The 15724-nt window shown below is 36.6% G+C and carries 14 protein-coding genes; 5 read left to right on the top strand and 9 right to left on the bottom strand.

The annotated features are described in order from the left end of the window. Position 1 precedes the first annotated feature (1 nt). Genes AAG068_RS06390 through AAG068_RS06380 form a run of 3 tightly spaced genes read left to right on the top strand, consistent with a single transcriptional unit; the run spans position 2 to position 5425 of the window. On the top strand, positions 2-1921 hold the full coding sequence (locus AAG068_RS06390; RefSeq protein WP_342718599.1) for a putative thiazole-containing bacteriocin maturation protein: 1920 nt from the start codon (positions 2-4) through the stop codon (positions 1919-1921). Further along, complete coding sequence (locus tag AAG068_RS06385; protein WP_342718598.1) at positions 1918-3867, top strand: TOMM precursor leader peptide-binding protein; 1950 nt, start codon at positions 1918-1920, stop codon at positions 3865-3867. Before AAG068_RS06390 ends, AAG068_RS06385 begins: the two co-directional genes overlap by 4 nt. 16 nt (positions 3868-3883) lie before the next feature. Then, positions 3884-5425 carry a SagB family peptide dehydrogenase gene (locus tag AAG068_RS06380; protein WP_342718597.1) on the top strand — a complete coding sequence of 514 codons (1542 nt, stop codon included), beginning with the start codon at positions 3884-3886 and terminating at the stop codon, positions 5423-5425. A gap of 30 nt (positions 5426-5455) precedes the next feature. Here AAG068_RS06380 and AAG068_RS06375 read toward each other — a convergent pair whose 3' ends face one another. The 3 genes from AAG068_RS06375 to AAG068_RS06365 all read right to left on the bottom strand — a co-directional run bounded on the left by AAG068_RS06375 (position 5456) and on the right by AAG068_RS06365 (position 7936). After that, positions 5456-5866: a DUF3908 family protein gene (locus tag AAG068_RS06375; protein WP_342718596.1), complete on the bottom strand. Its 411-nt coding sequence runs from the start codon at positions 5864-5866 to the stop codon at positions 5456-5458. A gap of 146 nt (positions 5867-6012) precedes the next feature. Further along, positions 6013-6501: a GNAT family N-acetyltransferase gene (locus AAG068_RS06370; RefSeq protein WP_342718595.1), complete on the bottom strand. Its 489-nt coding sequence runs from the start codon at positions 6499-6501 to the stop codon at positions 6013-6015. 100 nt (positions 6502-6601) lie between these two features. Beyond that, positions 6602-7936 (bottom strand): CoA-disulfide reductase, encoded by a 1335-nt coding sequence (locus AAG068_RS06365; RefSeq protein WP_342718594.1) that lies wholly within the window; start codon positions 7934-7936, stop codon positions 6602-6604. A gap of 199 nt (positions 7937-8135) precedes the next feature. Between AAG068_RS06365 and AAG068_RS06360 the strand changes: the two genes are divergently transcribed. Further along, complete coding sequence (locus AAG068_RS06360) at positions 8136-8567, top strand: hypothetical protein (RefSeq protein ID WP_342718593.1); 432 nt, start codon at positions 8136-8138, stop codon at positions 8565-8567. A 43-nt stretch (positions 8568-8610) separates the two neighbouring features. On the opposite strand, the gene AAG068_RS06355 is transcribed toward AAG068_RS06360, so the two are convergent. Next, on the bottom strand, positions 8611-9846 hold the full coding sequence (locus AAG068_RS06355) for a TcaA 3rd/4th domain-containing protein (RefSeq protein ID WP_342718592.1): 1236 nt from the start codon (positions 9844-9846) through the stop codon (positions 8611-8613). Between the two features lie 19 nt (positions 9847-9865). After that, on the bottom strand, positions 9866-10651 hold the full coding sequence (locus AAG068_RS06350; protein WP_342718591.1) for a zinc ribbon domain-containing protein: 786 nt from the start codon (positions 10649-10651) through the stop codon (positions 9866-9868). Between the two features lie 197 nt (positions 10652-10848). Here AAG068_RS06350 and AAG068_RS06345 point away from each other — a divergent pair, with 197 nt between their 5' ends. Continuing rightward, positions 10849-11682: a hypothetical protein gene (locus AAG068_RS06345; RefSeq protein ID WP_342718590.1), complete on the top strand. Its 834-nt coding sequence runs from the start codon at positions 10849-10851 to the stop codon at positions 11680-11682. Positions 11683-11727: 45 nt separating this feature from the next. Here the strand turns inward: AAG068_RS06345 and AAG068_RS06340 are convergent, their stop codons facing one another. The 4 genes from AAG068_RS06340 to AAG068_RS06325 form a co-directional block, all read right to left on the bottom strand. After that, complete coding sequence (locus AAG068_RS06340; RefSeq protein ID WP_342718589.1) at positions 11728-12699, bottom strand: DUF4179 domain-containing protein; 972 nt, start codon at positions 12697-12699, stop codon at positions 11728-11730. 4 nt (positions 12700-12703) lie between these two features. Continuing rightward, positions 12704-13243 (bottom strand): sigma-70 family RNA polymerase sigma factor, encoded by a 540-nt coding sequence (locus AAG068_RS06335; RefSeq protein ID WP_342718588.1) that lies wholly within the window; start codon positions 13241-13243, stop codon positions 12704-12706. A gap of 164 nt (positions 13244-13407) precedes the next feature. Beyond that, the gene (locus AAG068_RS06330; RefSeq protein WP_342718587.1) at positions 13408-14091 is read right to left on the bottom strand and encodes a YukJ family protein; all 684 of its coding nucleotides are present in this window, start codon (positions 14089-14091) and stop codon (positions 13408-13410) included. A gap of 91 nt (positions 14092-14182) precedes the next feature. After that, positions 14183-15682 carry an L-lactate permease gene (locus tag AAG068_RS06325; RefSeq protein ID WP_342718586.1) on the bottom strand — a complete coding sequence of 500 codons (1500 nt, stop codon included), beginning with the start codon at positions 15680-15682 and terminating at the stop codon, positions 14183-14185. Positions 15683-15724: the final 42 nt, after the last annotated feature.

The following is a 15724-nucleotide window of genomic DNA, read 5'->3' as shown; positions in this document are numbered from 1 at the left end:
AATGAGTAACCTTCCAATTCATGCAAAACTTAAAGCAAATAAGGATACCTTCTTCCTCCCCGACTCAAACGGGGGTGTCTATTTTCGAAATAACGCCAGTTCATTTCGTATGGACGGTGACGGAATTTATAACTGGATTGAAAAATTAATGCCGATGTTTAACGGTAATTATTCTTTAGCAGAAATAACGGATGGTCTCCCTCTTCCCTATCAAAATCGTGTACTTGAAATTGGAGAGATTTTATATACAAATGGATTTGTCCGTGATGTAAGTCAAGATGCACCTCATGAATTAAACAGCGCATTACTTGATAGATATGCTTCGCAAATTGAATTTTTAGAAGCAGATTCTCATTCAGGTGCTCTAAAATTCGAAACGTACCGCACAGCAAATGTACTTATAATTGGTTCTGGAAATATGCTTACTTCCTTAGTTTCTTCTTTATTAGAATCCGGATTACCTACCTTTCATTACCTTGTGACAGATTATGCGGAAACAAATTACGACCGCATTCATGAGCTAGTAGAACTTGCCCATGAAGTAGATGATACTGTACTTGTTCAAGAAATAGATACGACAATTGATCGACCTCTGCATGAAGTGTTCGAGCCTTTCGACTGGATTTTGTACGTTTCTCAAAATGGGGATATTGAAGGCTTAAGAGCAATTCATACGATTTGTAGAGAAGTAGGGAAGAATTTCATCCCCGCTGTCTGTTTATCAACACTTGGTATAGCTGGTCCTGTCGTAACAGCTAATCGTGAAGAATGCTGGGAATCCGCATGGCATCGGCTACATGAAACAACTTTACAAGAGGGACATTCATCAGCATCATTTTCACCAGTTACATCTGCAATGTTAGCAAATATAATCGTTTTTGAATTATTTAAACATGTTGCTGATGATTCACATCGAGAAAAGAATCCAAAATTCTTTTTATTAAACTATGAAACACTCGAAGGAACATGGCATCCTTTTATAAAACATCCTCTCGCAACTGATGAAAGTTTTACAATTGATACGATAGAAAATCTTTCTGAACAACTTGAACATCGGTCCAACCAACATACCTCAACTGATTTATTCCGTTTTTTCGATTCATTAACTTCTAAAGAAGCTGGTATATTCCACGTATGGGATGAACAAAATTCTTATCAATTACCGTTATCACAATGCCATATTCAAGTAGCTACACCACTATCAGATGGTCCTGCTTCCCTCCTGCCTCTTATGACTTGTGGTGGTTTGACTCATAATGAAGCACGCAGAGAAGCTGGTTTAGCAGGAATTGAAACCTATGTAGCAGAAATTATGCACCGCCTTATCCCTGAACATAACGATATCGGTATTGGCGCCGGAGAGACGATGACAGAAGGTGTATACCGGGCGCTACAACAACATTTAAATAATAAATTGTATGAGCGGCAATCACATATGCTAGAAGAAATTTCGACCGTCGACTTAACCGAAATTCATGATAAACATTGTAGATTTTATTACGATGCTCTCGCTACAATTCATGAAACACCTAAAATAGCAGTAAGTGAAGAGATTCTCAGCTTTCCAGTCGTTTGGGTCGGTATACATGATCGATGGTACGGTGCATCTAATATTAATACGACGTTAGCGTTACGAAACGCACTACAACTATCAATTCTTCACCTTCAAAATGAAGAGACTCCATACAGAGCTAATATCTTGCCTGAATCCTCTATTATTTTATATGACACGGATTCTTTTAGGTTAGAAATACAAGCGGAAGAAGAAATTCCAAGCACGCAATCTGTACAGCTTGCCTTACAACATTTAGAAGAACATAATTTTTATCCATTCGTGTTTGATTTAGCTATTGAACCATTTTTGAAAGAAAACTTAGATGGTGTGTACGGGGTATTAATTGCAAAGGAGGATAGTCTATGACTCAAAATATATTGCTTATAGGAGATGGCCTTCTGGCAAACTATGTACATGATCAACTATGTAATCAATATTCTATCATTCGCCAACATTGCCTGACAGACGAACTCCCTGAAAACATTGCATTCGCTCTCGTATTACATGATGGCTCTCCTTCTGCTATTCATCATGATGCCGAGCTAATTTTCCGTTCCAATCAGATTCCGTGGTTACGCGGGTTTACTTCCTTTGGTGAAGGTATTATCGGCCCTTACATTCATCCTCTTGTAGCTGGATGTACCCATTGTGCCGATGGACGACGCTTTATCGCTGGCTTTGATCAAAAAGAAATGTGGGAGCTACAACGAAAATATGCGGTAAAAGAAGATAACGTAACGAGGCGTGATGTACGTGCCACCCAAAATGGGATGTTACAAATGTGCCATCTTATTTGTGCAGAAACAGAGAAGATATTAGCTCATGAACATTCTTCTTTAGAAAATGAACTCATTTTACTAAACTTACAAACACTGCAATGTACACGTCATTCTTTTCTTGCAGATCCCCTCTGCCCTGTATGCAGCAATTTGCCTGATGACACAGCAGATGCAGCTGTGATTTCGTTACAACCAAGCTTAAAAACAAGTGATGCAACGTATCGCTGTCGTTCCATTCATGAACTAAACACATTTTTAACGAGAGATTATTTAGATTACCGCGTCGGTATATTGAACGGAAAAGTGCAACATTCTTTATTACCGTTTGCTGACGTTATTATAAACATGCCATTACTGTTTGGAAATGAAGGTGTTGCAGGTCGAACTCATTCATTTGCAATAAGTGAAGCAACTGCTATTTTAGAAGGTTTAGAACGATATTGTGGTATGTCACCTCGAGGAAAAAAGACGAATGTGCATGGTAGTTTTCATGATTTAGAGGATTATGCACTAAATCCCCTTTCCCTCGGTGTACATACAAATGAACATTATAATCGTGATAGTTTTCCGTTTAAACCATTTGATCCTGACTATGAACAAAACTGGGTATGGGGATACTCTTTACTACAAAATCAGCCAATTTTAGTTCCTGAATCAATCGCTTATTATAGCCTCGGTCATCGAGATGCTTACGTATATGAAACATCAAATGGATGTGCTATTGGTGGTAGTTTAGAAGAAGCAATTTTTCACGGCATTTTAGAAATTGTAGAGCGTGACGCCTTTTTACTCACTTGGTATGCCGAATTACCTCTTCCCCGCCTTGATCTTAGTTCAGCAAATGATACAGAATTACAATTAATGATTCAGCGGCTGTACACGATTACCGGTTATGAATTACACGCTTTTAACGCAACGATGGAACACGGCATCCCAAGCTTATGGGTAATCGCGAAAAATACGCGTGAAAATGGAATGAACGTTGTTTGTGCTGGAGGCTCTCATTTGGACCCAGTACGCGCTTTAAAGAGTGCCATTCACGAAATAGCAGGCATGTTACTAATAACAGACGATGAGCTCGAACAAAAAAGAGAGCACTACGAAAACTGCTTACAAGACCCTTATCTCGTAAATAAAATGGAAGACCATAGTATGCTGTACGGATTGAAAGAAACAGAAGAACGTCTTCACTTTCTTTTACGTGACGATGCACCGGTGCAATCGTTCCAAGAAATGAATACATTACAATCAGTTGATCTAGATTTAACATCCGATCTTCAACAACTTTTAAACCGTCTAGAGCAATGTGGACTTGACGTAATCGTTGTAGATCAAACAGTACCTCTTATAGAAAAAAACGGATTACATTGTGTAAAAGTCATTATTCCAGGCATGCTACCGATGACGTTCGGCCACCATCTCACTCGGATTACAGGGCTGGATAGAGTGTATACTGTGCCGATGACACTTGGATATACAAATGAACCTTTAACGAATGAACAATTAAATCCACATCCGCATCCGTTTCCATAGTAAAGGAGGGGATTTTATGCAGCTGGATACTTTTTTACATCATCTCCATTTTTCTATCGATGAAATTATGCCGAATCAGGAAGTGGACTGGGAAGATGCACCGCTTCCTTATAAACTCTATCGAAATGTACCTATCATTCCACTCTCTTTAGAAATCCCATTATCTTTGCCTAACTCTTCTACTACACCTACTTTGAAGGAGATTGGTCATTACCTTTGGACCTCATTTGGATTAACACAGTTATGTCAGCTAAATAGCGAAAAAATTTTATTCCGAAGATCTATCCCTTCAGGCGGCGCTTTATATCCAAATGAATTGTATATATATTTAAAGATTGACGATTACCCAGACGGTATTTACCATTACGACGCTGCACACCACCGACTTATTTTCCTTCGCGAAGGAAATTTCGATTCTTATATTACAGAAGCACTTGGCAATCGTTGTAACATACAGTCTTGTTTTGGCGCTGCATTCGTATCTACTATGTTTTGGAAAAACTACTTTAAATACAATAACTTTTCATATCGACTTCAAGGATTAGATAGTGGTGTTCTCATCGGACAATTACTTGAATGTGCCAAACAATTCGGTTACACAAATGGCGTATACTTTCAGTTTCTAGACCGGGCAATCAACCATTTACTCGGACTGTCAGAAGGCGAAGAAAGCGTGTATGCTGTCGTTCCTTTAAGTACAGAACCGCAAACGAATTGGTTTCACAGTGATTACCGTGAAAATAAAACCGTTACTTCTCATGAGTTATTACAGCAAATTCCGCCGTTAGCACATGAACATTTCGTTCGCTCAAAACATGTAAATGAATATCCGATGATAACAAAAATAAACGATGCTTCTATGATCGAATCGACAGCGCACTTCCACACACTACATCATGAAGAGCAGTACCAACATCATGCACACGCCGTACAACTACCGAAAGTAGAACGATTATCATACGATTTCTTAAAACTTTGTAAACAACGGTATTCCCCCGATGCTGATTTTACTTTAACAAAATGGGATGCAGCCGAGCTCGCTACTTTACTACAAGAAGCGAGCCTCTCCTTCCCTTATTACAACGACCTTAACGGTAAGTATGTAAATGAAAATGCACGCGTCTCATTATATGGGTGTTTTTATAATGTAAAAGATATAGAAAACGGTGCTTATTCATATAACAGTAAAACGCATTCCATACAACCACTTCGATATGGAGACCTTCGTTATCCCCTTCAATCTAGTATGACGATGGATAATGTAAACCTTTTTCAAGTACCGCTTTGCCTACATGTAGTCGGAAAGAAAGATTACTATACAAATGCATTAGGCTATAGAGGATATCGTATTCACCAAATGGAAGCTGGCATACTCGTTCATAAACTCGTTTTCGCAGCGACCGCAATGGGAATGGCTGGGCATCCTTTACTTAGTTTTGATACAAATTCATGTGATCAGTTGTACGGGATAGATACTGGGAATGAAACGTCTCTCATTCAAATTCCCGTTGGGGCTTATCGGGCGCGGAATTGGTTAAAAGGGGATTTGCGTAATTAGAAGCACGCCGGTGTACGGCGTGCTTTTTTACTAGATTAATTTGAAAATGCTCTTTATTTGTCTCGCAAATAACCAGTTTTTCGTACCATAGTTATCATTTAAACTATCTAAATTGATAGTTTTTCCGTTAGCAAACTTTAATTCTAGCGTCGTATTTTTATCATTTGTTTTTAAGTTACTATGTGTAATAGCATCATACTTTAATTTTTCAATCTCAATATACTCTTCTTTTTCTTGTCCAATCACGACATGGTCTTGGAAGAAGAACAATACTTCTACTTTCTTACCGAAACAAAATACATTTTTCGTATAAATTAATGTCGCATTATCAAGTCCGACGCATACTTCTTTCATCTCTTCAATAACGTGTCCAAAGTCTTCTTCATGTCTTGTGTTTGATTCAGCAATCCATTCTTCGATTGTTTTCATATTAATTGCCATACTGCGCCCCCTGGTTCGTTCATTGCTTTATTTTAAAATAAATACTATATGAAAATATAAGCGATAAGTACTATGTTTTCAAGGGTGAAAAATATATTCAAAATAAAGTTAAATTTCAAAGTAATATACTAAAAGAATCCATTTCATTATATTTTAAACGTTTGAACGAGACATTCTTCACCATCGATTAACTGTGTTTTCTCATCAAATTCGATGTTTAGTTCCCTATATACTTTCTTCCAAAAAGAAACAGCTGGTACATTTTTCACAAGTTCGATAACGAAATACTGTCCTCGTTTCTCTTTTAATAAATTCTCAATAACTTGTTTACCGATCCCTTTTCCTTTGTACTGATTCAATATGAAAATGTCATTTATGCCAAAATCGTTTTCCTTCTTCAAAAACGGACGTTCCAATAGTAATAAAAATCCTACAATCTCATTATCACTTTTAATAAAATACGGGGCAATTCCGTCATTTTTCCAAAACATGTGCAAATCTTCGTATTCAAAAAATCCATTTGCCCCAATCATTATATTAGGAGTGAATGTAGAGAGGTCATGAAGATATAGTGCATACAAATTACGTAATATTTCTTTTTCTGATTCTTGAACTGTTTGCAGTGTTACAAACATTTTTAATGATCCCCTTCCCTATATATAACTATTTCCAATTCGCTTCATTCGCCACAAATGATGATTCCCCTTTAACGAAAAAAATAGCACTTAAAAAGTGCTATTTTGCTCGCCTTGCCGCTTGCTGAATTGGATCCCAAACGCTGTTATATGGTGGTGCGTAACTTAAGTCGACATCTTCTAAATCGTGAATGCTCATTTTATTGAAAAGTGCCATTGCAATCACATCAATTCGTTTATCTACACCTTCTTCTCCTATTACTTGTCCGCCTAATAATTGTTTCGTGTCAGAACGATATAGTAATTTCAAGTAAAGTGGTTTCGCATTTGGATAATAACCAGCCATATTTGTAGAATCTACTTTGACCGTTTTATACGGAATATGTAGTCCTTTTGCTTCTTTTTCATTTAAACCTGTTCTTGCAAGCGTTAAATCCATAAATTTAATAATACCTGTACCTAACGTACCTTTAAAGGCTCTTCGTTTATCAAGCATATTCAGTCCTGCAAGTCGGCCTTGTTTATTAGCAGTCGTTCCGAGCGGGATATGATCATGAATTTCCTTTATAACGTGGTAATGTGTTGCACAATCACCAGCTGCATATACGTCCTGCACATTCGTTTGCATATATGCATTTACTTCAATTGCCCCTTTATGATTTGTACGTATATTTGTTCCTTCAAGAAAATCAGTATTTGGCTTCACTCCAACCGATACTAAAACAAGATCAGCTTTATATGTTCCTTTATCTGTTTCAATTTGTTCCACTCTTTCATTTCCTTTAAATGCTTTTACATTTTCATTCGTTAAAATTTCAATATGATGTTTATCTGCTTCTTTATGTATATATTCAGCCATATCCGCATCATAAATCGTACCGATATGATCATTTCGCTCAATCATTCTTACTTTCTTACCAAGTTCGACGAATGTTTCTGCCATCTCCAGTCCAATTGCACCGCCGCCAATAATAGTTACATCCTCAACTTTATTTGTTTCTAACGTTTTTAATATACGCTCAGCATCTGGAATTGTTTTTAAAAGATGTACACCTTGCAAATCTCGCCCTTCCCATTCTGGCATAACAGGACGCACTCCGGTCGCAATTAATAATCGATCGTACGGAAATTCAAAGACATCTTTCGTCTTCGTATGCTCTGCGTACACGATTTTCTTTTCCGTATCTACTTTCGTTACTTCATGTCGTACTTTCGCATCAATGCCGTATTTATCACGAAACGTCTTCACATTACGTGCAATTAATTTTTCCGTTGAAGCGATAGCACCACTAATGACATATGGTAACCCACACTGTGCGTACGAATAAATTTCACCTTTTTCTAACGTTACAACATTTGCATTTTTATCGTTTCTAACAATTTGCATAGCTGCGCTCATACCAGCTGCATCTCCGCCAATAATGACATAGTTCACTTTACCACTCCTTCTTTTCTACATACTCTTTACGTTTTCCATATTTTTCAGAAATAACACCTACTTCCATTGTAAAGAAAGATAATTTCATCTTCAAATTTGGTGCACAAACCTATGCCTGAATAGGTAGCCGTCGTGTCTTATAAACAACATGTTTAATATGCTATAACAGTTACTATTGAAAGTAGGTGAAACATACATGTGCGCCGGCCTTCTCGCCCAGCTTCCAGATGAACCGCAAGAACCAAAAGAACCGAAACCCGCCCTCTCGCTTGACCAAGAATTTTCTATTAATGCCACAATATACAGCGCTCGTGCTTGGTTATCTAACGATGATACGTTTGCGCAAGATATTTGGAAAGCTACCCAATTCGCTTCAGCATCACATGCTGGCAAGTCCATCTTTCCAGTCGGTTCTGTTAAAATTATGAACTTTTCTGATGATACAATAACTGTTACTGCTTCACCAGATTCAGATCATGCGCTCAAAATAGTCGTGCCACCCCATTCCGAGGCAGCTCTAACGTCTGGTCCTTTATCACATATACAAGCTAGTACATCAGGAGGATCAAGTAAAGTCACATTTCTTTTTCACATCTTTTTCTCAAGGGATCCTGTTTCAGATAAATAACCATGAAAAAGGTACAGCTATGCACTGTACCCTTTTCACGTGTTTATTCTCTTGATTTGATCAATTCAACATTATAAGTTTCAATATCTGTTAGTTTCCCTGTAAAATATGGATTTTCTCTATACCAAGACTGTTTTGAAAAATACGCTTGCATATCTTTCGTTTGAAACATATGTCCATGTCTTGCGTATATTTCGTTTCTCGCTATTTTCAATTGTTCTTTCGATAAATATGCTAAGTCCGTACTCGTTAATTTTCGAATATCACTATCAGGAAAGATGAAACCATTATATACATACCGAGTCGTAGGTGGCGGAGTAACATTGTAAACAACTGTTTTTTCTGTACCTTTCTTTTGGAATGGAAGATTATAAGACGGAAGTGCAGTTACCGTTTCTACCTTCGTCGTTTCCCTTCCGTTTTCTCCATTTCGTTCTAAATAAATCGTCGTACTTCCATCAGTTGCTACCGGTCCCCACGTAATTTCTTCTCCCGCTAGCGCTGTAACTGGTTTTTGATTCACGTACAATGTTGCTCCAGGTGCGTTCGTTTGCACTATAATATATTGTCCTTGCAACGTTAAATCTATCGTTACGTTATTTTGACCTTGTTTCATAAGTACAACCTTTTCTTCACGTGATAGTTTCACATAATCATTTTTATATTCTGCTTGAAACACTTGAGTTCCTGGAAGAAACGGTCCATATTGCTTCTCAAATTTTTTGTCATCCGTTTTATCTATTTCTTTTCCGTTCATTATTAAAGATGTACCTTTTTCATTTGTAAGCAATGTCGTATAATACGTCTTCGCTTTCAATTTATACCGATCAAATAAAAAGAAATACTTTCCGTCTTTCGTTAACGAAAAGTCTACTCTTTCGATTCCGTTCCCTTGTTTTTCACCTATCCTCAACTGTTCTTTCAATTCATTCACGTAAGATGGATTTTCTTTTATATACGAAAATAGTGGCATTAGACTCTCTCTCGTTACAATAACCGATGGATCATCCGCCGTGACGATTTTAGCTAACTGCTCCCCGTCCCTCTCTTGTAAAATAGTAATGATCCGATCTACTTGTGCCGCCTGCTTATAATACGATGATCCGTACAAATACAGTCCAACAATCACTACAGCAAGTAATGTTAAGAGTGTAATGCCAACCTTTGTACCGCTGCTCATTTTCTTCTTTACTGCAAGACTCTCCCTCTTCTGACCGCAGCTTTGACAAAATTGCACACCGTCTTCAAGCTGAGTCCCACACTTTGTACATACATTCATCCATTCAACCACCTTTTCTTTAGAGGCCAGTTAATCCCTGTGTAAAGGTTTGAATTATCGTGTTTATGTAAGACCAAAACACGATAAACGTTGCAATTCCAATGAAAATATTTGCGATAAAAAGAGTATAAACAAGATCTAATCCACCGTTATCTAGTTTTACTGTAGCTACAATTATACTAATTCCCATATATGTTGTAGCCAGCCCTAATAAAATTGGTAAGAAAAAAATTAATAAAAAGCTAAAAAGAAAAGAAAGAACTAATATAGCAAGAGCTGGCGTCGCTATCGTTCCCCATATACCGAATACTTCAAGAAACGAAAAAGATGATTTCATCATCTTCCCACTGACAAAAATAATAAATCCGACAAATAAAGTTAAAATGAGTAAAAATAAAAAGACCGTTACAGAGTCCAAAAAGAATGTAGGAGTAGGTATATCTGGTGCAAATGTTTTCGTAACAGTTGCTGCAGCACTCATCATTCTATAAAAAATACATGCCCCTAAAAAACAAATAAGAACAAGACTTACAATTCCATTTCGTACTTCAACCTTGCCACTTTTCATAATAGCTGTCGGTGCTTGTAATGCGTGTTTAAAAAACTGAAAATAGCCACTTGCAAACCGCTTCGCTTGCTCTACCGTTTCCTTTGGTCGAGTTTCCTTTGCTAAAGCTACGCGTTCCTGTTGCTCACCTTCTTCCTGTGTACCACTCGCTACCGCTTCCTCCGTCAACGAATGTCCACAATTCCCGCAAAATTTTGCCTCTGCTGTATTTTCCGTATGACACGCCGGACATTTCATTCTCGCATTCCCCCCTTAAGCAGATACCATATAGGGTGTTACAAATTCAATATATGACTTTGTACATAAAACATGACTACAAGAAAAAGATTATGAAATCCTTCTTTCAAATGAAAATATATGTGCTAGCAATCTTGAAAAATAATGCTATTATGAAACAGAACGAATAACATTTTTAACAGATTGGATGACTGGCAATGGAATTGGTAAACTCAATTTTTCAAATACTCCTTACAAGCGTAATTCAATTATTTTCCTTAATTGGCGTTATCATTATAATTGGATTTCTATTAGGCTATTTAGAATCATTAACACGCATGTATTGGTCGAGAGCTTTCGGAAGAAAAGGATTCCTTTTAACAGCTTGGATCGGTGTTCCGATTCACGAACTTGGACATGCCATTATGTGTGTACTATTTCGTCATAAAATTATAGCAACGCAGTTTTTCCCAACAGATACAAGTCAAGGCGCTTTAGGCTACGTACAACATCAATACAATCAAAAAAGTGTATATCAACGAATTGGGAATTTCTTCATTGGAATTGGTCCTATTATTTCCGGTATTACTGCACTAATCCTTTTAATGCGCTATTTCGTACCAGATTCATATTTTTTATTTAATACAACTCTCGAAAAAACAATCGCTTCTACTTCTATTAATGTAGAAATGGTTCAAAACATGCTCTTGTCGACATTTGTATTATTGAAAAGCTTATTTACAATAAGTAATGTATTGAATCCTTCCTTTTGGCTATTTTTATTTATCGCCATTTGTATTTCTGCACATATCGCTTTAAGTAAACCAGATATTAAAGGATCAATAGACGGTGTGATCGTCATGTTTATCTTGTTATTTTTATTCAACATAATTGCAGGACTGTTTCAGTACGACAGTAACCAGCTAATCGGCAAAGTGATGAAGTATAATATGTACCTCATTGCATTTTCTAGTGTGGCACTACTGTTCTCTTGTATTTCTACACTTGTTAGTTTTGGGTTTTATAAAATAAAAGGAGGGCGTTCGTTTTGAACGCCCTCCTCTATTTTCAGATGACTATTTATCCGATTTAATAAGTTATTGAATTGGAATAGATGACCCAATTACTTCGTTTTCTTCCCCTGAATACGGTACAAGTGAATATTTTCCTACCGATACATTAATTCCATCGAATCTACTAAAAGAAATGTCTCCTTCTTTATTCGATACAAATGCCTCTTTACATATATATGTTTTTCCAGATTCTGATTCAATTTTAAAATAAATATCTTCATTTGTACTTTGTGTTACATCATAATAAATTGTTGTAGAAATCGGCGTTGAAACTACTTTTTTAACATTTACTTTATTGCCATCTGATAAAACAATTGTTTCATTTAAATCAAACGTCTGCTTCTCTTTCATCAACTGAGCTTGCGATACTTCAATATCAAATATCCATGGTTGCTCAATTACAGTATCCCTGTTGAATGTATCATAAATAATTTCGATTTGAAGAACGTCAGTTTTTGGCATTTCACTTAACTCGACACCACCGTAGATTGTATACATAGAATCATTTACTTCAATTGATTGTGCATCCTTTGTACTAGAAAAGTCACGGCCATTTATTCGTACCTGTGGGATTAAATATGTTTGATAATCAAATTCGACACCCTTCGCTGGCTCAAATGTTGAACTGATGAGTAGTTTATTATCATCAACTAGTACCTCGTTTAAAGTCAGTTTACCGTATTTATTTTCAGCAATTTTTCCAATAGCTGTTTTATAAGGAGAATAGTCACGCGGTTGTTGTTCATCAAGATATTTTTCAATCAATCCAGCAATAAATGGAGTATTTGCTAAAGAAGATTGTCCAAGTGCGACTGTAATACTGACCATTAACATGCAAGCTGCTGCAACTCCGAACCATTTTTTTGACTGTTTGTTTTTCCGGAGCTTATTTTTCACACGTTTTTCCCACTTCTTTTCCTCTAATTTGGTTAAGGGAATCTCTTCAAACTCTGTGATGTCCAGCTGAATATCATTTAACTCTTTATAAATAGACATGCCCTCACACTCCATTTTTAAAAATAAAAATCTGTTTGAGCTTTTTTCTTCCACGTGACAGTTTGTTATGAATCCATGACTCTTTCACATTAAGGTGGGATGCAATTTCACGAGACGGTACACCTTCTAGATAATACTTTTCAAAAATGTTCCGCTCCATTGCTGACAGTTCACTGAGCAATTCTTGTACATCTAAGAAATCGTTTTGTCTTCTTTGTTCTTGATACAGACGATCATTAATCTCCGTACAGACAGTTTGTTGCCGATTTCTCGCATTTTTCCGCTGATAATCAATTGCTCGATATTTAGCAATGGCTGCTATCCATTGTTTAAACGTATTTTTACTTGGATCAAATGAGTCGATATGAAACCAGCTAGCTAGTAATACATCATCTAAACATTCTTCATAATCTTGCTGATTACTCTGTACATATCTTTTAATGATAGCGCTGAGTAAACTGCCATATGTTTGAATAATAAATGTAATGCTTTTCTCATTACATTTTTTTATTTGTTGCACAACATTTTCTTCCGTTATCTTCAAAGCTAGACCTCCTTGTACTGCTAATTGATACCTACTTTCTAATACGAATAAAAATCAATAACTCTATCACGATTTTTAATATTGCATACATAATCCCACCACTATATATCATTCATGTTGTTTACAATGAGAAGAGCTAGTTCATTACGAACTAGCTCTTCTCATCACTTATTGTTCTTATAATCACAATGCTCAACCGGCACACGAGCATGTCCCTCTTCATCGGTACACCATGACTGTGATTGGAAGGCAAGAAAGATACCGATCCATTCCTCTTCCTTTTCAAAGTGAATGAGTATTCCTCCGTCTTGCCATATACCATTATCGCCTTTCCATTTCTCTACATTCCCTTGATTCATGTGAATATCGTGTATACCGTTTCCTGGTTCGAAATGGAAGTAAGAATCGGGTGTATTTTCTTCTGGTCCCCATCTTTCACCGAACGCGTAAATAATTGCTTTTTCTTCTATCGCTCGTTTTATATAACGTTCTATTTTTTCATTTAAATCATTATCTACTCCTGCTTTTTCAGCAGGTAAAGGAATCATTTGTTTCGAATCGAATAAATTACCCCTTACATAGTCTAAAGCTACTTTCGGTTCATTGTTTTTTATTTCTGTAAAACCAAATGGTAATGTCGGTAAAATATGAATCGCCTCTGACCGAATATCATTACTCGCAAAATATAAAACTTCTGACGGATAACTTTGCGACTTTACGTTAATTGCAATACGGTAATCTACTTCTGCTTCGCCTTGTAAATGAACTTGATAATGAGGTGTTTTCCCTTTTCCAATCTTTGATTGTATAACTGTACCTTTTAACACGCCGTAGTTTTTTAGGGGCATACATTTCATCTCCTATTCATTTAGTAGAAGCTTTACATACTTAAGGCATTATCCATATAAAAAGAAAATCCTCCTTCGCTAGGAGGATTTTTTACTTTCTCAATACGTACCAAAAAATACCCTCTACCAACACAAGCAATATCGCACCAAAAATCATTAACGTCGTCTTCTTTAATAATTCATTTTCACGATACGGGATGTTACATAAATACGCACCTAATGTAATACGTGACGGGCAAGCGATTGTCGCTACTGACGATGCGGTGTTTTGCAGTGTTGTGACGTATTGCCACGGGAGTGCTACGTTTTGCGCCGTTTGCATTTGTAGTTTTATAAACATCGCATTTGATCCTGCGTTACTACCTGTTAAGAATCCACCAATTCCTCCGATAAACGGAGCAACGAAAACGAAAAACGTTCCAAATGTTTCACCTGCTGTTTTTGCCAGTAATGAATGCATACCAGATGCACCCATTAGTTCTGAAATGGCGATAAACATTGTCGTCGTAATTGCAAAAGGAATCCATTGTTTTATCGTTTGCGAGAGTGATTGTTTAATAATATGAGATGGAATACGGAAGAAAATAATAGTAAATAAGCAAGTCATACCGAGCCAAAATCCTGGTGAATATAGTAGCTCCAGTTTATAAGAGTATGATTGTAAATCAAGAACGGCATATGACCGGAACAAATCATGTAATGCTGGAACAAGGCGAGAGAGTAAAATACAAACTGTTAGAAATATATAAGGGCTAATAATTTTTATAATAGATACTTCTCTCTCCGTTGCTGCAGCATGTTCTGTTATTAGGTTTTGTTCGTTTTTCCCTTTTAATTTAACGATAAGAAAGCCAAATGTAATTGTAACGATAGAACTTAATATACCTGCGAGTTCAACACTTACATATGCGTTAGAAAGATAGATTCCGAGAGAAAATAATAGAAAGAAACCGAATCCTTCTTTCCACTTTTCAATCACCGCCTGCCAGCCACCTACAACGTGTAAGGAAAGAATGACAAAATAAGCAAACATCGGAATGCTTAGTAGTGCTGTATTTGTGCCAAGTGTTGTAAGGGGCATGTTTATAAGCTGCGAACCGATAATCGTACCAGTTGCCATTGCCCCCCATGAACTAGCTAGTAAACCGATAAACGAGAGCAGTACAGCTTGAAACGGTTTATAGCCTAATGATAGAAAAATAGGTGCTGCAACCATAAAGCCAATTCCAAATCCACTTACTGATTCAATTAGTGGGCAAATACCAAAACACATAAGAAGCATTTGTAATAAACGATCGTGTGTCACTTCTTCTAGAAAACGTGCTACTTGATCGATGTACCCCATTTTGTTCATGAGGTGAAATAAAAAAATACCGAAAAATAAAACGTACCCGACAATAAAACAAATTAACCACCCTTTAATCGTTGCGTGCACAGTTTCACTTATCCCTAGTTGAAACGTTGGCGAGAGTAAAACGATTCCAACAGACACAACGTAAGCAATTAAAGAGGATCTTAATGACGTTTGTTTAAATAAAAATAAACAAATGAAAATCATCATAATTGGGATAAGTGCCAACAATATGGCCATGTTATCATCTCTTTTCATTAAAAATACAATTTTTAACTATTA

Source organism: Bacillus paramycoides (genome assembly GCF_038971285.1).
Lineage (GTDB): Bacteria > Bacillota > Bacilli > Bacillales > Bacillaceae_G > Bacillus_A.
Note: the sequence above shows the minus strand (reverse complement) of the source record. Positions and strands in the feature narration are given on the sequence as shown.

Coding starts and splice junctions, on each gene's coding strand:
- AAG068_RS06350 (WP_342718591.1), bottom strand. CDS start 10,651: ATGAAATGTCCGGCGTGTCATACGGAAAATACAGCAGAGGCAAAATTT.
- AAG068_RS06330 (WP_342718587.1), bottom strand. CDS start 14,091: ATGCCCCTAAAAAACTACGGCGTGTTAAAAGGTACAGTTATACAATCA.
- AAG068_RS06325 (WP_342718586.1), bottom strand. CDS start 15,682: ATGGCCATATTGTTGGCACTTATCCCAATTATGATGATTTTCATTTGT.
- AAG068_RS06355 (WP_342718592.1), bottom strand. CDS start 9,846: ATGAATGTATGTACAAAGTGTGGGACTCAGCTTGAAGACGGTGTGCAA.
- AAG068_RS06375 (WP_342718596.1), bottom strand. CDS start 5,866: ATGGCAATTAATATGAAAACAATCGAAGAATGGATTGCTGAATCAAAC.
- AAG068_RS06385 (WP_342718598.1), top strand. CDS start 1,918: ATGACTCAAAATATATTGCTTATAGGAGATGGCCTTCTGGCAAACTAT.
- AAG068_RS06345 (WP_342718590.1), top strand. CDS start 10,849: ATGGAATTGGTAAACTCAATTTTTCAAATACTCCTTACAAGCGTAATT.
- AAG068_RS06340 (WP_342718589.1), bottom strand. CDS start 12,699: ATGTCTATTTATAAAGAGTTAAATGATATTCAGCTGGACATCACAGAG.
- AAG068_RS06370 (WP_342718595.1), bottom strand. CDS start 6,501: ATGTTTGTAACACTGCAAACAGTTCAAGAATCAGAAAAAGAAATATTA.
- AAG068_RS06380 (WP_342718597.1), top strand. CDS start 3,884: ATGCAGCTGGATACTTTTTTACATCATCTCCATTTTTCTATCGATGAA.
- AAG068_RS06390 (WP_342718599.1), top strand. CDS start 2: ATGAGTAACCTTCCAATTCATGCAAAACTTAAAGCAAATAAGGATACC.
- AAG068_RS06360 (WP_342718593.1), top strand. CDS start 8,136: ATGTGCGCCGGCCTTCTCGCCCAGCTTCCAGATGAACCGCAAGAACCA.